Source organism: Marinobacterium rhizophilum DSM 18822, from assembly GCF_000378045.1.
Taxonomy (GTDB): Bacteria; Pseudomonadota; Gammaproteobacteria; order Pseudomonadales; family Balneatricaceae; genus Marinobacterium_A; species Marinobacterium_A rhizophilum.
Window position 1 is genome coordinate 108799 of the sequence record NZ_KB899100.1, and the last position, 20199, is coordinate 128997.

The 20199-nt window shown below is 61.0% G+C and carries 18 protein-coding genes; 9 read left to right on the plus strand and 9 right to left on the minus strand.

Annotated features, from left to right (window positions below; genetic code table 11):
- Positions 1 to 230 precede the first annotated feature (230 nt).
- Positions 231 to 1607: an ATP-dependent RNA helicase DbpA gene (gene dbpA, locus F451_RS0114025; RefSeq protein ID WP_026291770.1), complete on the plus strand. Its 1377-nt coding sequence runs from the start codon at positions 231 to 233 to the stop codon at positions 1605 to 1607.
- A gap of 122 nt (positions 1608 to 1729) precedes the next feature.
- Positions 1730 to 2395 (plus strand): 2OG-Fe(II) oxygenase, encoded by a 666-nt coding sequence (locus F451_RS0114030; protein ID WP_240476482.1) that lies wholly within the window; start codon positions 1730 to 1732, stop codon positions 2393 to 2395.
- 30 nt (positions 2396 to 2425) lie between these two features.
- On the opposite strand, the gene F451_RS0114035 is transcribed toward F451_RS0114030, so the two are convergent.
- The 4 genes from F451_RS0114035 to F451_RS0114050 all read right to left on the minus strand — a co-directional run bounded on the left by F451_RS0114035 (position 2426) and on the right by F451_RS0114050 (position 7139).
- Positions 2426 to 3970 carry a carbon-nitrogen hydrolase family protein gene (locus F451_RS0114035; RefSeq protein ID WP_020682016.1) on the minus strand — a complete coding sequence of 515 codons (1545 nt, stop codon included), beginning with the start codon at positions 3968 to 3970 and terminating at the stop codon, positions 2426 to 2428.
- 144 nt (positions 3971 to 4114) lie between these two features.
- The gene (locus F451_RS0114040; RefSeq protein WP_020682017.1) at positions 4115 to 5215 is read right to left on the minus strand and encodes an ABC transporter permease; all 1101 of its coding nucleotides are present in this window, start codon (positions 5213 to 5215) and stop codon (positions 4115 to 4117) included.
- Complete coding sequence (locus F451_RS0114045) at positions 5215 to 6183, minus strand: ABC transporter ATP-binding protein (protein ID WP_020682018.1); 969 nt, start codon at positions 6181 to 6183, stop codon at positions 5215 to 5217. The genes F451_RS0114040 and F451_RS0114045 overlap by 1 nt, the downstream gene beginning before the upstream one ends.
- Complete coding sequence (locus tag F451_RS0114050) at positions 6180 to 7139, minus strand: HlyD family secretion protein (RefSeq protein WP_020682019.1); 960 nt, start codon at positions 7137 to 7139, stop codon at positions 6180 to 6182. The genes F451_RS0114045 and F451_RS0114050 overlap by 4 nt, the downstream gene beginning before the upstream one ends.
- 167 nt (positions 7140 to 7306) lie before the next feature.
- On the opposite strand from F451_RS0114050, the gene F451_RS0114055 reads away from it, so the two are divergent.
- The 4 genes from F451_RS0114055 (at position 7307) to F451_RS25595 (ending at position 11077) form a co-directional block, all read left to right on the plus strand.
- Entirely contained in the window at positions 7307 to 8131 is an 825-nt protein-coding gene (locus F451_RS0114055; RefSeq protein WP_020682020.1) for an ATP-grasp domain-containing protein, read from the plus strand.
- Positions 8132 to 8549: 418 nt separating this feature from the next.
- Complete coding sequence (locus F451_RS0114065) at positions 8550 to 9437, plus strand: DMT family transporter (protein ID WP_020682022.1); 888 nt, start codon at positions 8550 to 8552, stop codon at positions 9435 to 9437.
- Positions 9438 to 9487: 50 nt separating this feature from the next.
- On the plus strand, positions 9488 to 10405 hold the full coding sequence (locus F451_RS0114070) for a DMT family transporter (protein WP_020682023.1): 918 nt from the start codon (positions 9488 to 9490) through the stop codon (positions 10403 to 10405).
- A gap of 156 nt (positions 10406 to 10561) precedes the next feature.
- Positions 10562 to 11077: a disulfide bond formation protein B gene (locus tag F451_RS25595; RefSeq protein WP_020682024.1), complete on the plus strand. Its 516-nt coding sequence runs from the start codon at positions 10562 to 10564 to the stop codon at positions 11075 to 11077.
- A 53-nt stretch (positions 11078 to 11130) separates the two neighbouring features.
- Here the strand turns inward: F451_RS25595 and leuA are convergent, their stop codons facing one another.
- On the minus strand, positions 11131 to 12813 hold the full coding sequence (gene leuA, locus F451_RS0114080) for a 2-isopropylmalate synthase (protein ID WP_020682025.1): 1683 nt from the start codon (positions 12811 to 12813) through the stop codon (positions 11131 to 11133).
- Between the two features lie 677 nt (positions 12814 to 13490).
- On the opposite strand from leuA, the gene F451_RS25600 reads away from it, so the two are divergent.
- The 3 genes from F451_RS25600 to F451_RS0114090 all read left to right on the plus strand — a co-directional run bounded on the left by F451_RS25600 (position 13491) and on the right by F451_RS0114090 (position 14710).
- A complete protein-coding gene (locus tag F451_RS25600) occupies positions 13491 to 14261 on the plus strand; it encodes a LysR family transcriptional regulator (RefSeq protein WP_240476483.1) in 771 nt (256 codons plus the stop codon).
- Positions 14258 to 14437 carry a hypothetical protein gene (locus F451_RS28445; RefSeq protein ID WP_240476484.1) on the plus strand — a complete coding sequence of 60 codons (180 nt, stop codon included), beginning with the start codon at positions 14258 to 14260 and terminating at the stop codon, positions 14435 to 14437. Before F451_RS25600 ends, F451_RS28445 begins: the two co-directional genes overlap by 4 nt.
- Positions 14438 to 14512: 75 nt before the next feature.
- Positions 14513 to 14710 (plus strand): hypothetical protein, encoded by a 198-nt coding sequence (locus F451_RS0114090; RefSeq protein WP_156826489.1) that lies wholly within the window; start codon positions 14513 to 14515, stop codon positions 14708 to 14710.
- 505 nt (positions 14711 to 15215) lie between these two features.
- Here the strand turns inward: F451_RS0114090 and F451_RS0114095 are convergent.
- The 4 genes from F451_RS0114095 to F451_RS0114110 form a co-directional block, all read right to left on the minus strand.
- Positions 15216 to 15920: a GMP synthase gene (locus F451_RS0114095; protein WP_020682027.1), complete on the minus strand. Its 705-nt coding sequence runs from the start codon at positions 15918 to 15920 to the stop codon at positions 15216 to 15218.
- Between the two features lie 142 nt (positions 15921 to 16062).
- On the minus strand, positions 16063 to 17232 hold the full coding sequence (locus tag F451_RS0114100) for an iron-containing alcohol dehydrogenase (RefSeq protein ID WP_020682028.1): 1170 nt from the start codon (positions 17230 to 17232) through the stop codon (positions 16063 to 16065).
- Positions 17233 to 17291: 59 nt separating this feature from the next.
- On the minus strand, positions 17292 to 18683 hold the full coding sequence (locus tag F451_RS0114105) for an aldehyde dehydrogenase family protein (protein WP_020682029.1): 1392 nt from the start codon (positions 18681 to 18683) through the stop codon (positions 17292 to 17294).
- A gap of 80 nt (positions 18684 to 18763) precedes the next feature.
- Positions 18764 to 20143 (minus strand): glutamine synthetase family protein, encoded by a 1380-nt coding sequence (locus F451_RS0114110; RefSeq protein WP_020682030.1) that lies wholly within the window; start codon positions 20141 to 20143, stop codon positions 18764 to 18766.
- Positions 20144 to 20199: the final 56 nt, after the last annotated feature.

Consider the following 20199-nt stretch of genomic DNA (forward strand, 5'->3'; position numbering starts at 1 on the left):
TCGCCCGATTCGGCTATTCCATAAAGACCGCTTTCTGACCGGCTGCCGAAGCGATCCGTTAACTACCACGGGTACGGCACTGGTCGCCCGTTTCGGCTATTCCATAAAGACCGCTTTCTGACCGGCTGCCGAAGCTACCCGTTAACTACCCGTTAGCTACCACGGGTACGGCACGGATCGCCCGATTCGGCTATAATGGCCGCTTTCAGACCGGCTACCGAGGCTACCCGTTGACGCCACTCCCCTTTTCCGACCTGCCACTGCCCAAGGCGATGCTCGATAACCTGAGCAGCATTGGTTATCACGAGATGACGCCCATCCAGCAACAGAGCCTGCCCCTGCTGCTGGAAAACCGCGACCTGATTGCCCGCGCAAAAACCGGCAGCGGCAAGACGGCGGCCTTTGGCATTGGGCTTTTGCTCAAGCTGGAACCCACCAGTTTCAGCCCCCAGGCACTGGTATTATGCCCGACACGGGAACTCGCAACGCAGGTCGCCAATGAGCTGCGCCGGCTGGCACGCTTCCAGGCCAACATCAAGATCATCACCCTGTCAGGCGGCATTTCGATTGGCCCGCAGATCGGCTCGCTGGAACATGGCGCCCATATTGTCGTCGGCACTCCCGGGCGCATTCGCGATCACCTGAGCAAGAAGACCCTCAGGCTCGATCGCATCAAGACGCTGGTACTGGACGAAGCCGACCGCATGCTGGACATGGGCTTTCGTGACGAAATCAAGCAGATCGCCCAGATGACGCCAACCAGCCGCCAGACCCTGCTGTTCTCGGCCACCTACCCGGATGGCATCCAGGCCCTGAGCGGTGAATTCCAGCGCGACCCCGAGATGATTTCCATCGAGGAGCAGCAGAGCCCGCTGAAAATCCAGCAGAGTTTCTTTGAAACCGACCGCGAAGGACGCATGCAGGCGCTGCACCGTCTGCTGCTGCACTATCGCCCGGAAGCGGCGGTGATCTTCTGCAATACGCGGCAAAGCTGTAACGAACTGGGGGCCTATCTCAATAGCGAGGGTTTCACCGCCTCAGTACTGCACGGCGAGCTGGAGCAACGTGACCGCGACCAGGTACTGGTGCTGTTTGCCAACCGCAGCTGCCCGATCCTCATTGCCACCGATGTCGCCGCACGCGGTCTGGATATCGACGACCTGCCCTGCGTGATCAACTACGAGCTGACCCGCGACGCCGACACCCACACGCACCGTATTGGCCGCACCGGTCGTGCAGGGCGGGAGGGGCTGGCACTGAACCTGGTGATTCCCTCCGAAGGTTACAAGGTCAACGCCATCATGGAAGCCCAGCAGGCCAAGGATCCCGACTTCCTGCCCCTGCCCGAGCTCAGCACAGAGCGGGCCGCTCCCGCGAGCATGGTGACCCTGGCCATCAATGGCGGTCGCAAGAACAAGGTGCGTCCTGGCGATATTCTCGGTGCGCTGACCGGTACCTCGGGCATCGCCGGCAGCAGCGTGGGCAAGATTTTCATCTTCGACTTCGTGTCTTACGTGGCCGTTGAGCGAGCAGTCGCTTCCAAGGCTCTGGGTCAACTGCAAAACGGTACCATCAAGGGACGCAAGTACCGCATCCGCAAGCTCTGAGCCTGCGCTGCGGACGTTGGCGTCACCCGCAAAGCCGGGTGACGCCACAAAACGCGCTCCACCGATAGAAAAGGATAGACAAAGGCCTTCTTCAGGCGTAAATAGTGCGTTTTGATCGAATATTGAGCACTTATTTGAACGCCATCTCCCCGCCCGACAGCACGCTTCTGTTCGATCGAATCGCCGATTCCCTGGCGACCACCGGCTACTGCATTTATCCACAGGCTCTGCCTGGCGCTCTGACTGACCGCATGTACCGTTATATGCAGGAACTGGAGCGGGAGGAATTTCGTCGCGCCGGTATCGGCCGGGATCAGGAGCAGCAGCTCAACCGCCAGGTGCGTGGCGATCAGATTCGCTGGCTTTCGGCGGGTCAACCCGACGAGGCGGCCTACCTGGAGTGGATGGAACGCTTACGCATCGGCATCAACCGGCGCCTGATGATGGGGCTGTTTGACTACGAATGTCACTTTTCCCGTTATCCACAGGGCGCCTTCTACCGCCGCCACATGGATGCGTTTAAGGGACGCACCAACCGCGTGCTTTCGACCGTCTGCTACCTGAACCCGGACTGGAAAACATCCAGTGGCGGCGAGCTGCTGATCTATGCCGATGAACAGGGCCAGGAGCCCATCGAGAGGGTCGAGCCCTGCTACGGCACCCTGGTGGTATTTCTGAGCGACCGCTTTCCCCACGAAGTACTGCCAGCGCAGCGCGAGCGACTCAGCCTGACCGGCTGGTACCGGGTCAACAACAGCCTGGGCGGTATTGTCGACCCGCCACGCTAGCCGCGCGGCGGTCCCTTAAGGACTCCGGCCTCAGACGTCTGCCTTGCCGCCCTTGTTGCGCATCGTCACCCGATAGAGGTCATGCCGACGATCGCGCAGATTGGTCACGGATCCTTCGGCGCGCACGACCTTCAGCTTGTCCAGATCCAGGTCCGAGAACATGATCATCTCGGTATTTGGCGTGGTCTCGGACAATACCGCATCGTGCGGGAACATGAAGTCCGACGGCGAGAATACCGCCGACTGGGCGTATTGCACGTCCAGGTTATCGACACTGGGCAGGTTGCCGACGCTACCCGCGATGCAGGCATAACACTCGTTCTCGATCGCCCGTGCCTGGGCACAGTGGCGTACCCGCAGGTAGCTGTTCTTGGTATCGGTCCAGAAGGGCACGAACAGAATCTCCATGCCTTCTTCGGCCAGCAGGCGGCCCAATTCCGGGAACTCGACGTCATAGCAGATAAGAATGCCGATCTTGCCGGCATCGGTATCGAATACCTTCAAGCCTTCGCCGCCCTCGATAACCCAGTCGCGCCGTTCATGGGGCGTGATATGCAGCTTGCGCTGCTCCTCACAGGTGCCGTCGCGGTGACAAAGGTAGGCCACGTTGTAGAGCCGTTCATTTTCAATCAGTGGCATGGAGCCGGTGATGATATTGATGTTGTAGCTCACCGCCATCTGCAGCATGGCTTCGCGGAACTGCTCGGTATAGCCGGCCAGGTAGCGGATAGCCTCGGTACGCTGTGACTGATTGGTCAGCCCCATCAGGGCACCGTTGAAAAACTCGGGGAAAAGCACGAAGTCACTTTCATACTCGGATACCGTATCGACGAAGTATTCCACCTGCTGCAGAATGTCCTCCACCGACTCGATCGTACGCATCTGCCACTGCACCACACCCACCCGAACCTGGGTCTTGCGCACGCTGATCGGACGCGCTTCGGGCTCATACAGTATGTTGTCCCACTCCAGCAGGGTTGCATAGCCTGCGGACTTTTCATCCTCTGGCAGGTAACGCCGCAGAAGGCGCTTGACGGTAAAGTCGTTGGCCAGCTGGAAACTCAGGATCGGATCATAGATTTCCTTGCGTGCCACCTTGCCAATGTATTCCTTGGCCGACAGCTCATCACTGTATTCGTGGTACTTGGGAATGCGCCCGCCGGCAAGAACGCTGCGCAGGTTGAACTGGCGGCACAACTCCTTGCGGGCATCGTACAGTCGCCGCCCCAGCCGATAGCCGCGGTACTCCGGGGTGATCAGCACATCAAGCCCGTAGAGCGCATCACCTTCCGGATCGATATGGATTTCCTGGCCCCGACCGATCAGGTCGTCATAGGTATGGGGGTTACTGAATTTCTCGTAACTGACCAGCGCGGTCAGGGCGATACCCACCACCTGCTCGTTATCGACCACGCAGATCTGGCCTTCGGGAAACTCATCCACCAACTGGTGGATGGTGGATTCGGGCCAGGCACCGCCAATATCCGGGTACACCCGATCCATCAGTACCTGAATCTGGGGATAATCACTGTGGGTGATATTGCGCAAACCTAGCTTGAGATCTTCAAGGCTCATAGGGACTCCATTCGATTCGACCAGCACTCAGACTAACGACTGCACCTGAAGTTGCAACCCTGCAGGCCACTGCCATCACATTTAGACCCATCACCAAGACGCGTAACCTTAATCCGCCTAACAGCCGGTGACCCTGTTCCGATTCTAATCCAGCCGCTTGCGAAAACGCAGCACAGCCAGTGTCATGGTGAGCAGAAACATGCCCAGCAACACCAGCACATCCGGCCAGAGCTGGCCGAGTTCGGCCCCCCGCAGCATCAGCCCCCGAATAACCCGAATGAAATGGGTCAGCGGCAGAGCCTCGGCAATCAGCTGCGCGACCCGGGGCATGCCGTCGAACGGAAACATGAAGCCCGACAATAGAATAGACGGCAAAAAGAAGAAAAACGCCATCTGAATGGCCTGAAACTGGGTGCCCACCAGGGTTGATATCAACAAGCCCAGTCCCAGATTGGCGGCAATAAACAACAGGGCCGCCAGATACACCTCCCCCAACGCGCCGTTGAGCGGCACATCGAACAACTGCGCCCCCAGCAGCACAATCACAGTCACCTGTACCAGGCCAATAAGAATATAGGGCAGCACCTTGCCCAGCATCAGCTCGAGAGAACTGACCGGGGTATTGATCAGCAGCTCCAGATTGCCACGCTCGCGTTCACGCACGATGGCCACGGCGGTAAACATGACCATGGTCATGGTGAGGATCACGCCAATCAGTCCCGGCACCACGAACACCGCCGAGCGACGCTCGGGATTGTAGAAATTACGCACTTCGAACAGCCGTACCACCGGCTCGAGCCGGGCCGCCGTGTCCATCGTCAGGGGCATGGACACCAGCTGCCTGGCGGACGCCAGTATGATGGGGTCGCTGCCATCAACCAGCAGCTGTGCGGCCGGGCGCGTTGTCTGCTGCAGACGGCGCTCGAAGTCCGGCGGGATAAGCACCCCCACATGTATCTGGCCGCGGTCGAGCAGCTCGCGCAGCGAGGCGGCACTGTCAACGCGCGCCACGATGCGCAGTACCTGGGAGGCTTCAAGACGCGACTGCAACTGACGCGACAGCTCGGTACCGGCCTGGTCTGCCACGGCGGCACTGAGCTGGCGCACATCGGTGTTGATGGCATAGCCAAACAGCATGATTTGCAGCATCGGAATGCCAAAGATCATGCCAAAGGTCAGACGATCACGCCTGAGCTGGCGGATCTCCTTGGTCAGAATGGCCCACAGCCGCTGCAGCGCGGCCATCAGGCAGCCTTCTCCGACCGGCTGGCCTGTGTTACCGCCACGAAAACATCTTCAAGGCTCGGCGCCGTATCGTCGCACTGCGCCTCAATGCCCACCGCCAGCAGCAGGCCACGCACATGTTCGGCGGGCCGGCCAACAGTATGGGGCACCAGCACGCGCTGGCGCATGCCTAGCTGGGTAATGCTGCGCACCGTCTCCTGCGCTGCCAGTGCCCGTTGCACCTTCCGGGGCACAGAGGATTCCACCAGTACCACCGCACAGTCCATGTCGGCCATCAGCTGCAGAGGGGCCCCGTCTGCCACCAACACACCCCGGTCCAGTATAGCCAGCCGGTGGCAGCGCTCAGCCTCGTCCATGTAATGCGTCGACACCAGAATGGTGGTGCCCTGTTCGACCAACGCAAAGAGTGCATCCCAGAAGTCACGCCGGCTCTGCGGATCCACCGCACTGGTCGGCTCATCCAGCAACAGCAACTGCGGGCGGTGCAGGGTCGCCGCGGCCAGGGACAGGCGCTGGCGCTGGCCTCCGCTCAAGGTCCCGGCGAAGTGGTGCTGCAGTTCGCCAAGGCCATACTGCTGCAGTGCATCGCTGATACGCGCGCGGCGCAGCGCGCGTGACAGGCCATAGATACGGGCAATAAAGTCGAGATTTTCCAACACCGTCATGTCTTCGTAGAGCGAGAAGCGCTGTGTCATGTAGCCAATCTTGTGTTTCAGCCGTTCGGCATCACCGGGAACCTCATGCCCGAGTACCCGGGCGCTGCCGGCGCTTGGCAGCAGCAGGCCACACAGCAGACGAATGGTCGTGGACTTGCCGGAACCGTTAGGTCCCAGAAAGCCGTACACCATGCCTTTAGGTACCTGCAGGTCGAGCCCGCTGACCGCCACCACATCGCCAAAACGCCGACTCAGCCCCCGCGCCTCGATCGCAAGCTCACTCGTGGAATTCCCCTGCTGTGCGCCGGTCACAGGCCCAGGCCCTCGAAACTGACCTGTACCGGCAGCCCGCCCGGCAGAACGTCAACACCGGCACCGTTAAGCTCAACCTCAGCCAGATAACTCAGCCGAGAACGGTCGCGTTCGGTGAGAGAATTAAATGGCGTAAAGCTGGCGGCGGCACTGATATAGCGGATCTGACCATCAAAGGGACTGGCAATACCGTCCACCTGAATGCGCGCGCGGCTCCCCGTTTGCAAGCGGGCCCGCAGCGGTTCGGGTACATAGACCCGGGCATAGGGCGCCTCGCCTGCCAACAGCACCGCAACCACCTTGCCCACGGGCGGGCGCTCGCCCAGCTCAAAGGGGAGCTCGTCCAGCACGGCGTTACGCGGCGCCTGCAAACGCAGCCGTTCCAGTGTTACCTGCAACTGTGCCAGGCGCGCCTCGGCCTGCTGTACCTGGGCTTCGCCCTGCACCAGCTCTTCCGGCGTACTGCCGTGCAGCAATTCGTCCAGCTGGGCGCGACTCATGCGCAGCTGTGCCTGAGTGCTGCTGGCCCGTGTTCTCGCCCTATCAACAGCCTCAACACTGGTCAGGCGCTGGCGCTGCAACGCCTCGATACGACGCAGCTCCGACACCGCATTCTCCGCTTCGGCCTCGGCCCCTGCCAGACGAGCCCGTGCCACTTCTATACGCTCGCTTCTGGGGCCGCGCCGCAGCTCGGCCAGCCGCCCCCTGGCCTGGACCAGCACTGCAGCCGCCTCGTCCAGACGCGCCCTTACCAGACGGTCCTCCTGCTGCAGGATAAGGTCACCGGCCCTCAGGCGCTGCCCTTCACGCGCCTCAATATGCACTATGGGCTCATTCAGATCAGCAATGAGCTCAACCCGGTCCCAGGCCAGCACGCCATTAATACCAGCGTCCTGCTGCCATTCGCATCCGGCCAGACTCAACAGCAACAGCGCGCCCGCTGCAGTCAATTTCATCCTTAATTCCCCTGTCTCGCTGTCCTTGAATATCGCCTGCGACAGCATCACCCGAGCCGCGCCCGAGGCGATGAAAAAATAGTCTCATACGGGCGTCTCGGACTATTCCCGCGCCCCACGCTCGAGTTTAGAATGCGCGCAACTTTTGCCATTGAGCTTGCCCATGTATGAAACTGGTGTCGTTCGACGCTTTTCGCACTCTGCGCCTTCCTGAGACAAACTACATCAAACCGGAACTCTTCTTCACCCACCTCGCCAGGGTGAAGGAAGCTGACTGGGTCCTGTTCCCGGAGTACTGGCAGGTCAATCCGGTGGTGTTCGCCCTGAAACGGCGTATCTTCCCGAGTCTCGCCTCCTACCTGCTCGGTCACAACAAGATCGAGATGACCCGCGCCTTCATGAGCGTAGCACCCGAGCACGTTCCCTGGACTCTCGTGGCGCCCAATGAGCCGGTCTCGGCTGAGCATCTCTGGCAGCAAATGGCCCTGCCTTTTGTCGCCAAGATCCCGAAAAGCTCGATGGGCGACGGCGTGTTCCTGATCGAAAACCGCGCCGACTGGCAACATTACCTCAACCTGACGCCCAGCCTCTACGTACAGGAGTTTTTGCCCATTGATCGCGACCTGCGCATCGTATGGGTAGGTGACCGGGTGCTGGGCGGCTTCTGGCGCCGGCAGTCCGAACAAGGGTTCCACAACAACCTGTCCCGCGGCGGTCAAATCGACAACAGCCCGCTGCCCAGAGCTGCCGTGGAACTGGTCCGGCGTCTGGCCACGGCTTTGGAGATCGACCATGCCGGTTTCGATATTGCCATGGTGGACGGCTACCCCTTCGTACTGGAGTTCAACCGGCTGTTCGGCAATCGCGGACTGGGGGCCATCAATCACGATATCCCCGGCGTGATTCTCGACTATCTGCAGCGTCGCGCCCGCTGCGACGATCCTGACGACGACCCATTGCGACCGACGCCAATCTGGCCGCTCGCGGTCTGACACCCCGTCGCCGGCCGTCGCACCCGCTACGGCCGACGACGTATCCTGCATCGCAAGACCCAGCCCGTTGTTCTAGTCTTAATCCTGGTTTCACCCGCCGCACCAATAAAGGGCGCAACGACCAGAAAGAGTGCGAACGAGGGTTGACCAAGCAGTCAGTAAAAGCGCATGATTCGGTTCCACTGAACTGGATTGCCCATGATCACGCACTCGATCGTCCGAAAGCTCGCATCCTTCCGACTGGCCTGTGTGGCCCGCTGGATGCGGCCGTCTGCGGTCGGGAACTGAACGGTTTCAGTCAGTAACCGGGGTTCCGAGGCCGCAGCGTTCACGCTTGCGGCCTTTTCATTTTGTGGGCTGCGGGCGCCGTCAACGGCTTCGGGAACAGGGAGTTTCCGTAATCGACAAGGAGAAACAGATGTCCGTGCCAAGCGCTTATCTGGCCGTACTGGCGATCTGGGCCACCACCCCGCTGGGGGTAGCCTGGAGCAGCGAAACCGTCAACCCACTCATGGCCGCCTGGCTGCGCATGGGCATTGCCGCAGTACTGGGCTGGCTGCTGGTGCGTGGACTGCGACTGGACATGCCCTGGCATCGCAGCGCCCTGAGGTCCTACGCTTACGCGACCCTTGGCATCTTTGGCGCCATGAGTGCCACCTACATGGCCGCGCGTTATGTACCCTCCGGCCTGATATCGGTGATCTTTGGCCTGTCACCGGTCATTTCGGCCGTGCTGGCGCAGGCGCTTTTGCGCGAAGCTCCGCTGGCACCGCACCGCTGGCTGGCCTGCGCCATTGCGCTGCTCGGTCTGGGCTGGATCTTTATGGACGACGCGACCCTCAGCCCCGGGACCTGGCCGGGTATTGCGCTGCTGTTACTGGCGGTGATGCTGTTCAGTCTCAGCGGCGTGATGGTCAAGCGGGAGGCACTGGCGATTCATCCGCTGCCCCATACCGTGGGGGCGCTGTTGCTCAGCCTGCCTTGCTACGGTCTGACATGGCTGCTGCTGGATGGAACGGCGCCGACGTTTGATTTTGACAGCCACTCGCCCTGGGCAATTCTGTACCTGGCGGTATTTGGCTCTCTGATCGGTTTTGTCAGCTATTACCACATTCTCAGCAAGCTGCCGCCCAGTACCGTGGCCCTGGTCACCCTGATCACGCCGGTATTCGCACTGCTGCTGGGCAGCCTGCTGAATCATGAAAATATTGGCCTGAGTGTCTGGAGCGGAACGGCCATCATCATGGCGGGTCTGGCCATCTTTTTCTGGGGCCACCGGCTTAAACCTGTCCGGCTGCGCTCATAACCCAGCTTAAACCGGGGGCGCTTGCCCCCGAACCAAAGAGAATCTGTACGATGTCATCATCCAATCAAACAGCGCACGTTCCGCTGGGACACAACGACGACCACGCCAAAGGCATGCTGATTGCCGCCTTCGGTGTACTGGTGCTGAGTTTTGATGCCCTGCTGATCCGCCTGGCAGACAGCTCATCTTATAATGTCACCTTTTGGCGCGGCAGCCTGACATGCCTGGCCACTCTGGTGCTATGCCTGTGCTGGCGCAAACGCCAGCGCTGGCCAGCAACACCGGCACTGTGGCTTGCAGGCATCGCCATTGCGTCCCTCTATGGCGTGAATACCTGGCTGTTTGTCTTCTCCATCAGTCATACCAGTACCGCCAATACCGTGGTCATCCTCGCCAGCTCTCCGCTGTTCGCAGCGCTTTTTTCCCGCCTGTTGCTGGGCGAGCGGGTGCTGCGCCGTACCCTGATCGCCATCGGCGTATCCGTGGCCGGCGTGCTGGTCGTGTTTGCCGGCTCCGACAGCGCCGCCAGCCAGTGGCTGGGGGATCTTGCCGCGCTGACCCTGGCCGCCAGTATGGGTGTCATGTTTACCCTGCTGCGCCGTTTTCCAGCCCTGCCCAGGCTGCCGATCATCGCCATGGCCGGTGCCATCGCCGCTGTGATCAGCTGGCCACTGGCCACCCCATTGGCACTGCAGCCCTCAAGCTATGGCTGGCTTGCGCTCATGGGGCTGCTCCAGATTCCGCTGGCAACCCTGCTGATCATGACGGCTCCACGCTACCTGCCCTCCACCGAGGTCAGTCTGTTCATGCTGCTGGAAACCGTGCTGGGGCCTGTCTGGGTCTGGCTGATACTGGGCGAAACCACCTCGGTCCATACCCTGGTGGGGGGAAGTGCCATTCTCGGCGCCATCAGTGTGAACACCTGGCTGGCATTGCGCCGGACATCGGTTAACGCGGCCATCGCCTAGCAGAAATAGTGACGTGCTACAGCGGTATAAACGGGTCGCCGATCCGGCAGGGCCAGGCGATGTCGCCAAAACGCGTCACGGCGACGCGACGCCCTCTGGAACCAGACCGTGGTTTTATGTTCAGATAGCGCAACGACTTTGCCTAAGGACGCACCCATGCTCAACCAGCTATCAACTCTCGGGCGCAGCGCCTGGTACTGGCTGGCGATGATTCTGATCGGCCTGAGTGCCGAAGGTATCGCGCTTTATTACCAGTACGAACTGGGCTATGGCCCCTGTGTCCTTTGTGTACACATTCGACTTTGGCTGGCGGGTTTCATTCTGGCCTGTGTACTGGGTCTGCTCGGCTGTGGCTGGACCTTCACCCGCAAACTGGCTCAACTGCTGAGCTTTGTCGCGATGCTGGGCATGCTGGAGCGCAGCTGGAAGACGCTCGGCGTCGAGCGCGGCTGGATCGAAGGCAGCTGCAGCATGGAGTCGGGCCTGCCCGCCTGGTTTGTACCGGAGCAGTGGTTGCCGGCAGTATTCGAGATCTGGGAACCCTGCGGTTACACGCCCGAGATGCCGTTTGGCTTCACCATGGCCGAAGTCCTGCTGGTTTTCTCCGCCGTCTTGAGCGTGCTGACCGGGTTGATACTGATCTCCAGGGCACGCCGCAAAAGTTATTTCTGATAAGCGCCCGGCAATAAAAAAATCCCGTGCACCGATGCACGGGATTTTTTGTTTCAGGCCGCGGCCACCTGGCCCTCGCTCCCTCCTCTGGCCACGGCACCCAGGATCGCATTCAGGGATGCGGTGACGATATCCTCGCTGACCGCCACTCCGCTGTAGCGGCTGCCGTTGAATCCCATCTGCACGAAACTGATCGCCTCGGCGCCTTCGCCGTGGGTGTCGCCCAGCGCATGTTCGCTGTATTCCACCAGTACCGCCGGAGCCTGCATCTCGCGGTTCAGCGCATCGACAAAGGCACCCACGACACCGGTGCCCGTGCCCGCCACCGAGCGGGTTTCACCCTGCCAGTGAATAGCCGCGCTCAGGCGATCCTGACCCTGCTCACGGCTGAGCTGGTAGCTCAATATACGCGCACCACTGTCGGCTGCGTCCAGGTAGGTCTCGTTGAAGATCCGCCAGATCTGGGCACCCGTCAGCTCGCTGGACGACGCCTCGGTGGCCTGCTGCACCTTGGCGCTGAACTCGATCTGCATCCAGCGAGGCATCTGGATACCGTATTCGCGCTCCAGCACATAGGCCACGCCGCCCTTGCCGGACTGGCTGTTGATGCGGATCACCGCCTGGTAGTCCCGCCCCAGATCTTCCGGATCGATGGGCAGGTAGGCCACTTCCCAGGGCGCGTCAGGCTGGCGCCGAGCCAGGCACTTGCGAATGGCATCCTGGTGACTGCCCGAAAAGGCCGTAAAGACCAGCTCACCGGCATAAGGATGACGCGGATGCACCGGCAACTGGGTACAGGCTTTCACGCACTCGACAATCTCGTCCATGTTGGCCAGGTCCAGCTGCGGATCCACACCCTGGCTGTACAGGTTCAGTGCCATGGTGACGATATCCATGTTGCCGGTACGTTCGCCATTGCCCAGCAGCGTGCCCTCGATGCGATCCGCACCGGCCATGACGCCGAGCTCAGCCGCCGCCACGCCGCAGCCGCGGTCGTTGTGGGTGTGCAGGCTGATGATGATCGAATCACGTCGGGCAATATGATCGCAGACCCACTCCACCTGATCGGCAAAGACATTGGGGGTCGACATCTCCACCGTGGCCGGCAGGTTGATAATGACCTTGTTCTGCGGCGTTGGCTGCCATACGGCGGTCACCGCATCGCAGACGTCCACCGCGTAGTCCATCTCCGTGCCGGTGAAGCTCTCGGGGGAATACTGAAACACCCACTCAGTTGCGGGATTCTCCGCCGCCAGGCGCGCAACGGTGCGGGCACCGTTGACCGCAATCGCCTTGATACCCTCGCGATCCAGTCCGAACACCTGTTCGCGCTGCACGGTGGAGGTTGAGTTATACAGATGCACAATCGCCCGGCGTACTCCGCGCAGCGACTCAAAGGTACGCGCGATCAGCTCATCCCGCGCCTGGGTCAGCACCTGGATGGTGACATCATCGGGAATCAGGTTGTCATTGATCAGGGAGCGGACAAAGTCGAAGTCCGGCTGGGAAGCGGCGGGAAAGCCCACCTCGATTTCCTTGAAGCCCAGCTTTACCAGCAACTCGAACATGCGGCGTTTCTGCACCACGTTCATGGGCTCAATCAGCGCCTGGTTGCCGTCACGCAGGTCGACGCTGCACCAGCGGGGCGCGCGATCAATGATCTGGTCCGGCCAGCGGCGGTCGGTCTTGCGAATGGGGGCAAAGGGGCGGTACTTACGGTGGTCAAACGAGTTCATGCGGTTTCTCCGGGTATCGATACGGGTCGCGATAAGAAGTCGCGAAGGTGGCAGAAGCCAGGCTACCGGGCGCCACTGAAACTCGTGGCCCGGCAACCGCGTCAAAGTCGTATCGATAGCATGCTGAAATACTGCACAAGCTCACCCTGAACACTGAAAAATGGGAGTGAAACGCTGAACACCTTCACCGGGCTCGGTAGCCCTGATTCTTCGGCCCTTGTGGGGCACGGCAGCGCAGGCAGGACCGGCTCTCTTATGGGGAGTTCCGGACGCCGGTTCTCTTGATGGGAGCTCCGGTTGCCGCAAGCGCTGGGGGGATCAGCGATTTCGTGAAGCCATTGTAGGGGTATTGCGGGGGTGAATGTGTGCAAAGGCGCCACCACAAACACGCAATATTAGAGCTAAACACCAATAATTATTATATAAGTAGATTATTAATGCACTTATAAATCTTTAACAGTATATTACCAACTAATTATCTATCATAAACCGCGATTTTGCGTCGTTACTGGTACACTCAAGCGGGCATAACATGCAGGGGAACCAGGCGGTCGCCCCTCAGCAACCCGATGCCCGAAAACAATCGAGACCCGCCCTGGCGTCACGGTTGCCAGCGGCGGGGACACAACAATAAGGGAGCGGAATCCGTTACCTGCCCTCATTCACAAAGGACTTTTATGGCGTCTTCCTTTGGCTTTGACCTGCGCACTCTGGAGGCTTTCGTCCAGATTGCCGAGTCCGGTAACCTGACCCTGGCCGGCCAGCGCCTGGGCATGAGCCAGTCGTCTTTATCGCAAATCCTTACCAACCTGGAAGCCGAGATGCGCGTCGAACTGATGGATCGCAGCGTCCGGCCCATGGAGATCACCACTGCCGGGCGCTACCTGTACGACCGGGCCCAGAGTTTGCTGCAGGAAGCCCGTCTTACCAGTCAGAAGATGCGCAAGGCCGACTACAAGTTGCTGCGCCACGTAAAGATCGCCCTGGTGGATTCCATTATCACCGCCGTGGGCAAACCCCTGATCGACGTACTGCGCCAGCGCACCCAGAGCTGGGCGGCCATCACCGGACAATCCCACCTGCACGCCCATATGCTGCTGTCACGCCAGGCGGACATCATCATCTCTGATGATACGCTGTCCGATCACTCGGACCTGGACCGCCACCGCATACTCAGGGAACCCTTTGTACTGGCAGTGCCCAATGATTATACCGGCCCCAAGACACTGGCCGACGTCCTGCAGCGGCTGGATTTTATCCGCTACAGCACCAGTTCACTGATCGGCCAGGATGTAGAGCTTTTTTGCGCCTCGCCCGCCAGGAGCCGCCGCTGCGCCTGCAGCTGGACAACTCCTTCGCCGTCGTGTCAGCCGTGGCCAGTGCCATCGGCTGCACCATCACCACACCGCTGTGTTTGTTCCAGAGCGGCATCCGCCAGCACCAGGTGACGCTGCTGCCACTGGGACAGGGCTTTGCCCGCGAGATCACCCTCACAACGCGCAAGGGCGAGCTGGGCGACCTGCCCGGCATGATCGCCCGCGACTGCCGACGCATCCTGCAGGACAGTTTCGTGGCCGAGATCGGTGCCGAATACGCCTGGCTTACCCCCCAGATAGAGGTGTGAATCGAATGTGGGCTCCCACAGAAGTTCGCGAGTGCTGCCAAGGAAATGGCCGCGGGAAAACTCCGGGTGCCAGGCATGCATTCCGCAGGACAGTTTCGCCGATATTCGCCCACAGAGTGGGCTCCCACAAGAATCGGTCTAGCGGTCGTAGAAAAAGTTGATGATCCAGCGCATCACCAGGACATCGTCGACCCTGGCATCATTCCGCAGGACAGTTTCGTGGCCGAGATCGGTGCCGAATACGCCTGGCTTACCCCCCAGATAGAGGTGTGAATCGAATGTGGGCGCCCGGTCTCCGGGCGAACAGGGTCGGCACCGCCGATATTCGCCCACAGAGTGGGCTCCCACAGAAGTCGGCTCAGCGGTCGTAGAAAAAGTTGATGATCCAGCGCATCATCGTCTTCGGCATGCATCCCGCAGGACAGTTTCGTGGCCGAGATCGGTGCCGAATATGCCTGGCTTTCACCCCAGACAGAGGTGTGAATCGAATGTGGGAGCCCGGTCCCCGGACGAACAGGGTCGGCACCGCCGATATTCGCCCACAGAGTGGGCTTCCACAGAAGTCGGCTCAGCGGTCGTAGAAGAAATTGATGATCCAGCGCATCATCGACCTCGGCATGCATTCCGCAGGACAGTTTCGTGGCCGAAATCGGTGCCGAATATGCCTGGCTTTCACCCCAGACAGAGGTGTGAATCGAATGTGGGAGCCCGGTCCCCGGGCGAACAGGGTCGGCACCGGCAATATTTGCCCACAGAGTGGGCTCCCACAGAAGTCGGCTCAGCGGTCGTAGAAGAAATTGATGATCCAGCGCATCACCAGGACATCATCAACCTCGGCGTTGAGTGAATGCAGCGCCTCGCGCACCCGGCTGGGTGCTATGCGGTTCTGGCGGCTGAGGGTCAGTTCGCGAGAATAATCGCGGGAAAACTCCGGGTGTCCCTGCACGCTGATCAGGTGATTCTGGTACTGCAGCATGTAATACGGGCAGAAGGCGCTGCTGGCCAGCACTTCAAAGCCCTCCGGCAACCGGCTGACCTGATCCTGATGGCTGACCACCAGGTCGATAGCGGGCTTGAACGGTTCCATCCAGGGCTTGCGCACATCGACCTGATTGAAGGATACCCCCACGCCCCAGCCACGATCCGATTGTTCAACCTCGCCACCGAGCGCCCGGGCCAGTAGCTGATGGCCAAAACAGATACCGGCGAACTTTTTCTTGGCCGCATCCAGGCGACGAATAAAATCCTCCAGCTCCCCCACCCAGGCCAAGCCATCGAGCACGCCGTGGCGACTGCCGGAGGTGATATAGGCATCACACTCATCGATATCGGCCGGCAGCTCACCGAGCCTGGCATCGTAGACCGCAAACTCAAGCTCCGGGTCGACCTTTAGCATCAGGTCCCGGAACATCTGCGGATAATTGCCAAACCTCTGCTGCAGCTTATCCTGCACATCGTCGCACTGCAGAATGCCAATTTTCATTGCGTTTTCCTCTTTACCAGGCCATCCGGCAGGCTTCCCTGCCCGCCTGTGAAGCGCCCTTGAAACGGGGCATATTTTTTAAAACACCTTGGTTTTCAAGAGCTCGTATTGACCCATGGCCAATGGTGACGTCTTCCTGCAATCAGAGTTCGCCGCGAATAGCCCGTCCGCACAGCTCGCTGTACTGGACCGCACTGAACTGGATCGGGTTGCCGCCGGCAGACGGGTCCTCGGTGGCCATACGGCCGATTTTCTCCAGCTGGCCCGCGTCGATACCAATCTCGCCCAGGCTGTGGGGAATGCCGACCTGGGCGCGCAATTCCAGCACCCAGTTGAGGAAGCCATCGAAACTCGTATCGGCCAGACCAATGTAGCGCGCAGTGCGCTCGATACGCTCGCTGATGACTTCACGGTTGGCCTTGAGTACATAGGGCATCAGGATGGCGTTGAGCAGGCCATGGTGGGCATCGAACAGGGCGCCCAGCGGATGGGCCAGCGCATGCATGGCGCCGAGCCCCTTCTGGAAGGCTGTCGCCCCCATGGAGGACGCCACGATCATCTGCATGCGCGCTTCCAGGTCCTGGCCATAGGCCACCGCACGGGGCAGAAAATCACACACCAGGCGGATTCCTTCGATGGCAATGCCCTCGGCCATGGGATGCCAAAATGGCGAGCAGAGCGCCTCCAGGTTATGCGACAGCGCATCCATGCCGGTGGCGGCGGTGACCTTGGGCGGCAGGCCGACGGTCAGCGCCGGATCCAGAATCACGATGGACGGCAGCATTTTGGGATGGAAGATGATCTTCTTGATGTGCTGTTCGTCGTCGGTAATCACCGAGGCCCGGCCAACTTCAGAGCCGGTGCCGGCGGTTGTGGGCACCGCGACAATGGGGGCCACCGCATCGGCGTTGACGCGGGTCCAGTTGTCGCCGACATCCTCGAAATCCCACAGTTCAAGTGTCTGGCCGGCCATTAGTGCGACCGCCTTGGCGGCATCCAGTGCGGAGCCGCCACCAAAGGCGATGACGCCATCGTGCTGACCCGAGCGGTAGGCCGCCAGGCCATCATCGACATTCTTGCCGGTGGGGTTGCCCTTGATATTGCTGAACAGCCCGATGCGCAGCCCAGCCGCGCGGCACTGCGCCTCGGCCTCAGCCACCATGGGCAGCGCTGCAAGACCCGGGTCGGTGATCAGCAGGGGCGCCTGCATGCCGAGCGCCCTGCAGCACTCGGCCAGTTCGCTGATGCGCCCGGCGCCGGCTCGAATGCTGTTGGGGTAGTTCCAGTTACCACTCAGGTTTTCGTAGTTCATCGTCGTTGTCTCGGCTTGAGGTGACAGGCCAGGGCCTGTCACCGGAATCAGTGGGGCGCTCAGATCTCGGTCTTGAGATGGAACGACTTGGGCCTTGTCAGGTGTTCGAAACCAACCACCGACAGGGTGCAGCCGCGGCCGGAATGCTTGACCCCGGTCCAGGCCAGGGCCGGGTCCAGGTAGTCGCAGCGGTTGATAAAGAAGGTGCCGGTGTCGAGCTGCTCGCCAATCGCCACGCCCGCATCCATGTCGCGGGTGAAGACCGACGCCGTCAGGCCGAACTCGGAGTCGTTCATCAGCGCGATAGCCTCCTCGTCGGAGCTGACCTTCTGGATGCCGACCACCGGGCCGAAGGTCTCTTCGGTCATCACCCGCATGCCGTGGTTTACATTCGTCAGTACCTGGGGCGCCAGATAGGCGCTGCCGGGGGCGTCCAGCGGGAAGTCGGCCGGATCGATATGGGCCACGGCACCGGCCGCGACCGCATCGCTCACTTGGGCGCGAATGAAGTCGGCGGCACTGGCGCGTACCACGGGCCCGAGGGTGGTTTCGGGATCGTCTGAGCGGCCCAGCTGGTATTGTTTTACCAGCGCCACGGCCTGTTCGACGAAGCGCTCGTACACTGACTCATGCACATAGATGCGCTCGATGCCGCAGCAGGACTGCCCGGAGTTGAAGAAGGCGCCATCGATGGTGGTTTCGACGGCATGATCGAGATCGGCATCCTCGCGGATATAGGCCGGGTCCTTGCCGCCGAGCTCCAGCCCGACACCGATGAAACGCCCGGCCGCGGCCCGCTCGACCATGGCGCCGCCGGGCACGGAACCGGTGAAGCAGACATGGTTGACGCGCGCATCCCGAATGACCCCTTCGGTGTCGGCATGGGCCAGGTGCAGGTACTGGAACACGCCCTCGGGCAGGCCGGCGGCCTGGAAGGCTTCGGCAAAGCGCTCGGCGCACAGCGGCGTCTGGGCCGAGTGTTTCAGCACCACGGTATTGCCGGCCAGTATCGCCGGCACGATGGCGTTCACCGCGGTCATGTAGGGGAAATTCCAGGGCGCGATCACGAACACCACGCCCACGGCCTCACGGGTGATGTAGCGGGTGAAACCGGTCTTTTCCGGCAGCTGGATCGGCTGCAGCGCCTCGGCGGCCACCGAGATCATGTAGCGTGCGCGCTCCTCGACGCCACCGACCTCGCCGGCGGCATAGCGGATCGGGCGGCCCATCTGCCAGCACAGTTCGGCGGCGATTTCGTCCTTGCAGGCCACGAAGGCGTCGACCATGCGGCTGCAGATCGCGCTGCGCTCCTCCAGCGGAGTGCTTTTCCAGGCCTTGTGCGCACGGGTGGCGCGGGCCAGGGTCGTTTCAATCTCGGCCCCGGTGGCGTAGTCACGTACCACGTATTCGGAACCGTCGATCGGGGACAGGGTTTTCAGCTGTTGACTCATCTTGGTACTCGTCTCACTTCAGGCACCCACAATGCGGGGCGGATCATCGAATAAGGGTCTGGCCTCACGGCAGTCCAGCGCTAGATAATTTCGAAGTAGCGCTGCAGTTCCCAGTCACTGACATGCTTGCGGTATTGCTGGTTTTCCCAGATGCGGGTCGCCGCGTAATGCTCGACAAAGGCTTCGCCGAACAGCTCCTTTGCCACCTCGGAGTCGCGCAGTGCCACGGCGGCATCATGCAGCGACAGCGGCAGCGCCAGGCTTTGCGGGTGCTCCTGGTTATAGGCATTGCCCACCACAGCAGCTTCAGGCTCGACCTCGTTTTCGATGCCCCAGAGCCCTGCTCCCAGCGCCGCCGCCAGGGCGATGTAGGGGTTGGCATCGGCGGAACCGAGGCGGAATTCCACTCGCTGGGACTTCTCGGAACCCGGTATCACCCGCAGTGCCGTGGTGCGGTTTTCCACCGCCCAGGTCGCATCGGTCGGCGCCCAGAAACCGGGGATCAGGCGGGAGTAGGCATTCACCGTCTGCGCCAGCATGGCCAGCAGTTGCGGCATCAGCCTCTGCTGCCCGCCGATAAAGTGGCGCTGCTGCCGGCTGATGTTGTGCGCCTGACTCGGATCATGAAACACCGAGCCTGATCCGTCCTTGTGCCGCAGCGACATGTGGATATGCCCCGACTGCCCCGGGTAGTCGTTGGACCACTTGGCCATGAAGGTGGCCATCATGTTGTTGCGCTGCGCCCAGACCTTGGTGAAGGTCTTGAACAGTGCCGCCTTGTCCGCCGCATCGCTGGCGTTATCCACGATCAGTGCCGCTTCCAGCACGCCGGGGCCGGTTTCGGTATGCAGGCCCTCGATCGGGAAATCCATCTGCCGCGCGAACTCCAGCAGGTCGTGGTACAGCTCGGCATGCACGGAGTTGCGCAGCATCGAATAGCCATGAAAGCCCGGTGTAATGGGTTTCAGGTCGCGATAGCCTTTTTCGCGGATCGAGTCCGGCGTCTCGTTGAACAGGAAGAATTCGTACTCAAAGGCCGCATAAGGCTCAAAGCCCAGCTTGTCGGCCCGCTTGAGCACCCGTTGCAGCAGGTTGCGCGGGCAGATGCTGTCGGTCGGCGTATCGAACTCACAGAGGAACAGCAGCATGTCCTTTTCAAATGGCAGCTCGCGGCAGCTCTGGGGCAGCACGCGAACCGGCGCATCCGGGTAGGCAGTGTGCCAGCCGGTATAGGTGACGCCGACGTTTTCGTACAGCTGGTCATTGGAGTCCCAGCCCAGCACCACGTCGCAGAAGGCAAAGCCGCTGTCCAGCGCACTGAAGAACTTGTCCTTGCACATGTACTTGCCGCGCATGATGCCGTCGACATCATAGAGACCTACCTTGACGTCGCGCAGGCCACGCTCTTCCACGATTCGCTTGGCGTCGGCAACCGTTTTTACATCTCTGGGATTCATCATCTCGATTGTCCTCGGGGAAGGCCGACCGCATCGGCCCCCGGTTTTTATTGTCGTGC

What these genes read in the sequence shown, in the direction of transcription:
- F451_RS0114065 (WP_020682022.1), top strand. Translation starts at nt 8,550, where the DNA reads ATGTCCGTGCCAAGCGCTTATCTGGCCGTACTGGCGATCTGGGCCACC.
- F451_RS25595 (WP_020682024.1), top strand. Translation starts at nt 10,562, where the DNA reads ATGCTCAACCAGCTATCAACTCTCGGGCGCAGCGCCTGGTACTGGCTG.
- F451_RS0114100 (WP_020682028.1), bottom strand. Translation starts at nt 17,232, where the DNA reads ATGAACTACGAAAACCTGAGTGGTAACTGGAACTACCCCAACAGCATT.
- F451_RS0114040 (WP_020682017.1), bottom strand. Translation starts at nt 5,215, where the DNA reads ATGGCCGCGCTGCAGCGGCTGTGGGCCATTCTGACCAAGGAGATCCGC.
- F451_RS0114070 (WP_020682023.1), top strand. Translation starts at nt 9,488, where the DNA reads ATGTCATCATCCAATCAAACAGCGCACGTTCCGCTGGGACACAACGAC.
- leuA (WP_020682025.1), bottom strand. Translation starts at nt 12,813, where the DNA reads ATGAACTCGTTTGACCACCGTAAGTACCGCCCCTTTGCCCCCATTCGC.
- F451_RS0114095 (WP_020682027.1), bottom strand. Translation starts at nt 15,920, where the DNA reads ATGAAAATTGGCATTCTGCAGTGCGACGATGTGCAGGATAAGCTGCAG.
- F451_RS0114105 (WP_020682029.1), bottom strand. Translation starts at nt 18,683, where the DNA reads ATGAGTCAACAGCTGAAAACCCTGTCCCCGATCGACGGTTCCGAATAC.
- F451_RS0114090 (WP_156826489.1), top strand. Translation starts at nt 14,513, where the DNA reads ATGCATTCCGCAGGACAGTTTCGCCGATATTCGCCCACAGAGTGGGCT.
- F451_RS0114110 (WP_020682030.1), bottom strand. Translation starts at nt 20,143, where the DNA reads ATGATGAATCCCAGAGATGTAAAAACGGTTGCCGACGCCAAGCGAATC.
- F451_RS0114050 (WP_020682019.1), bottom strand. Translation starts at nt 7,139, where the DNA reads ATGAAATTGACTGCAGCGGGCGCGCTGTTGCTGTTGAGTCTGGCCGGA.
- F451_RS0114055 (WP_020682020.1), top strand. Translation starts at nt 7,307, where the DNA reads ATGAAACTGGTGTCGTTCGACGCTTTTCGCACTCTGCGCCTTCCTGAG.
- F451_RS0114035 (WP_020682016.1), bottom strand. Translation starts at nt 3,970, where the DNA reads ATGAGCCTTGAAGATCTCAAGCTAGGTTTGCGCAATATCACCCACAGT.
- F451_RS25600 (WP_240476483.1), top strand. Translation starts at nt 13,491, where the DNA reads ATGGCGTCTTCCTTTGGCTTTGACCTGCGCACTCTGGAGGCTTTCGTC.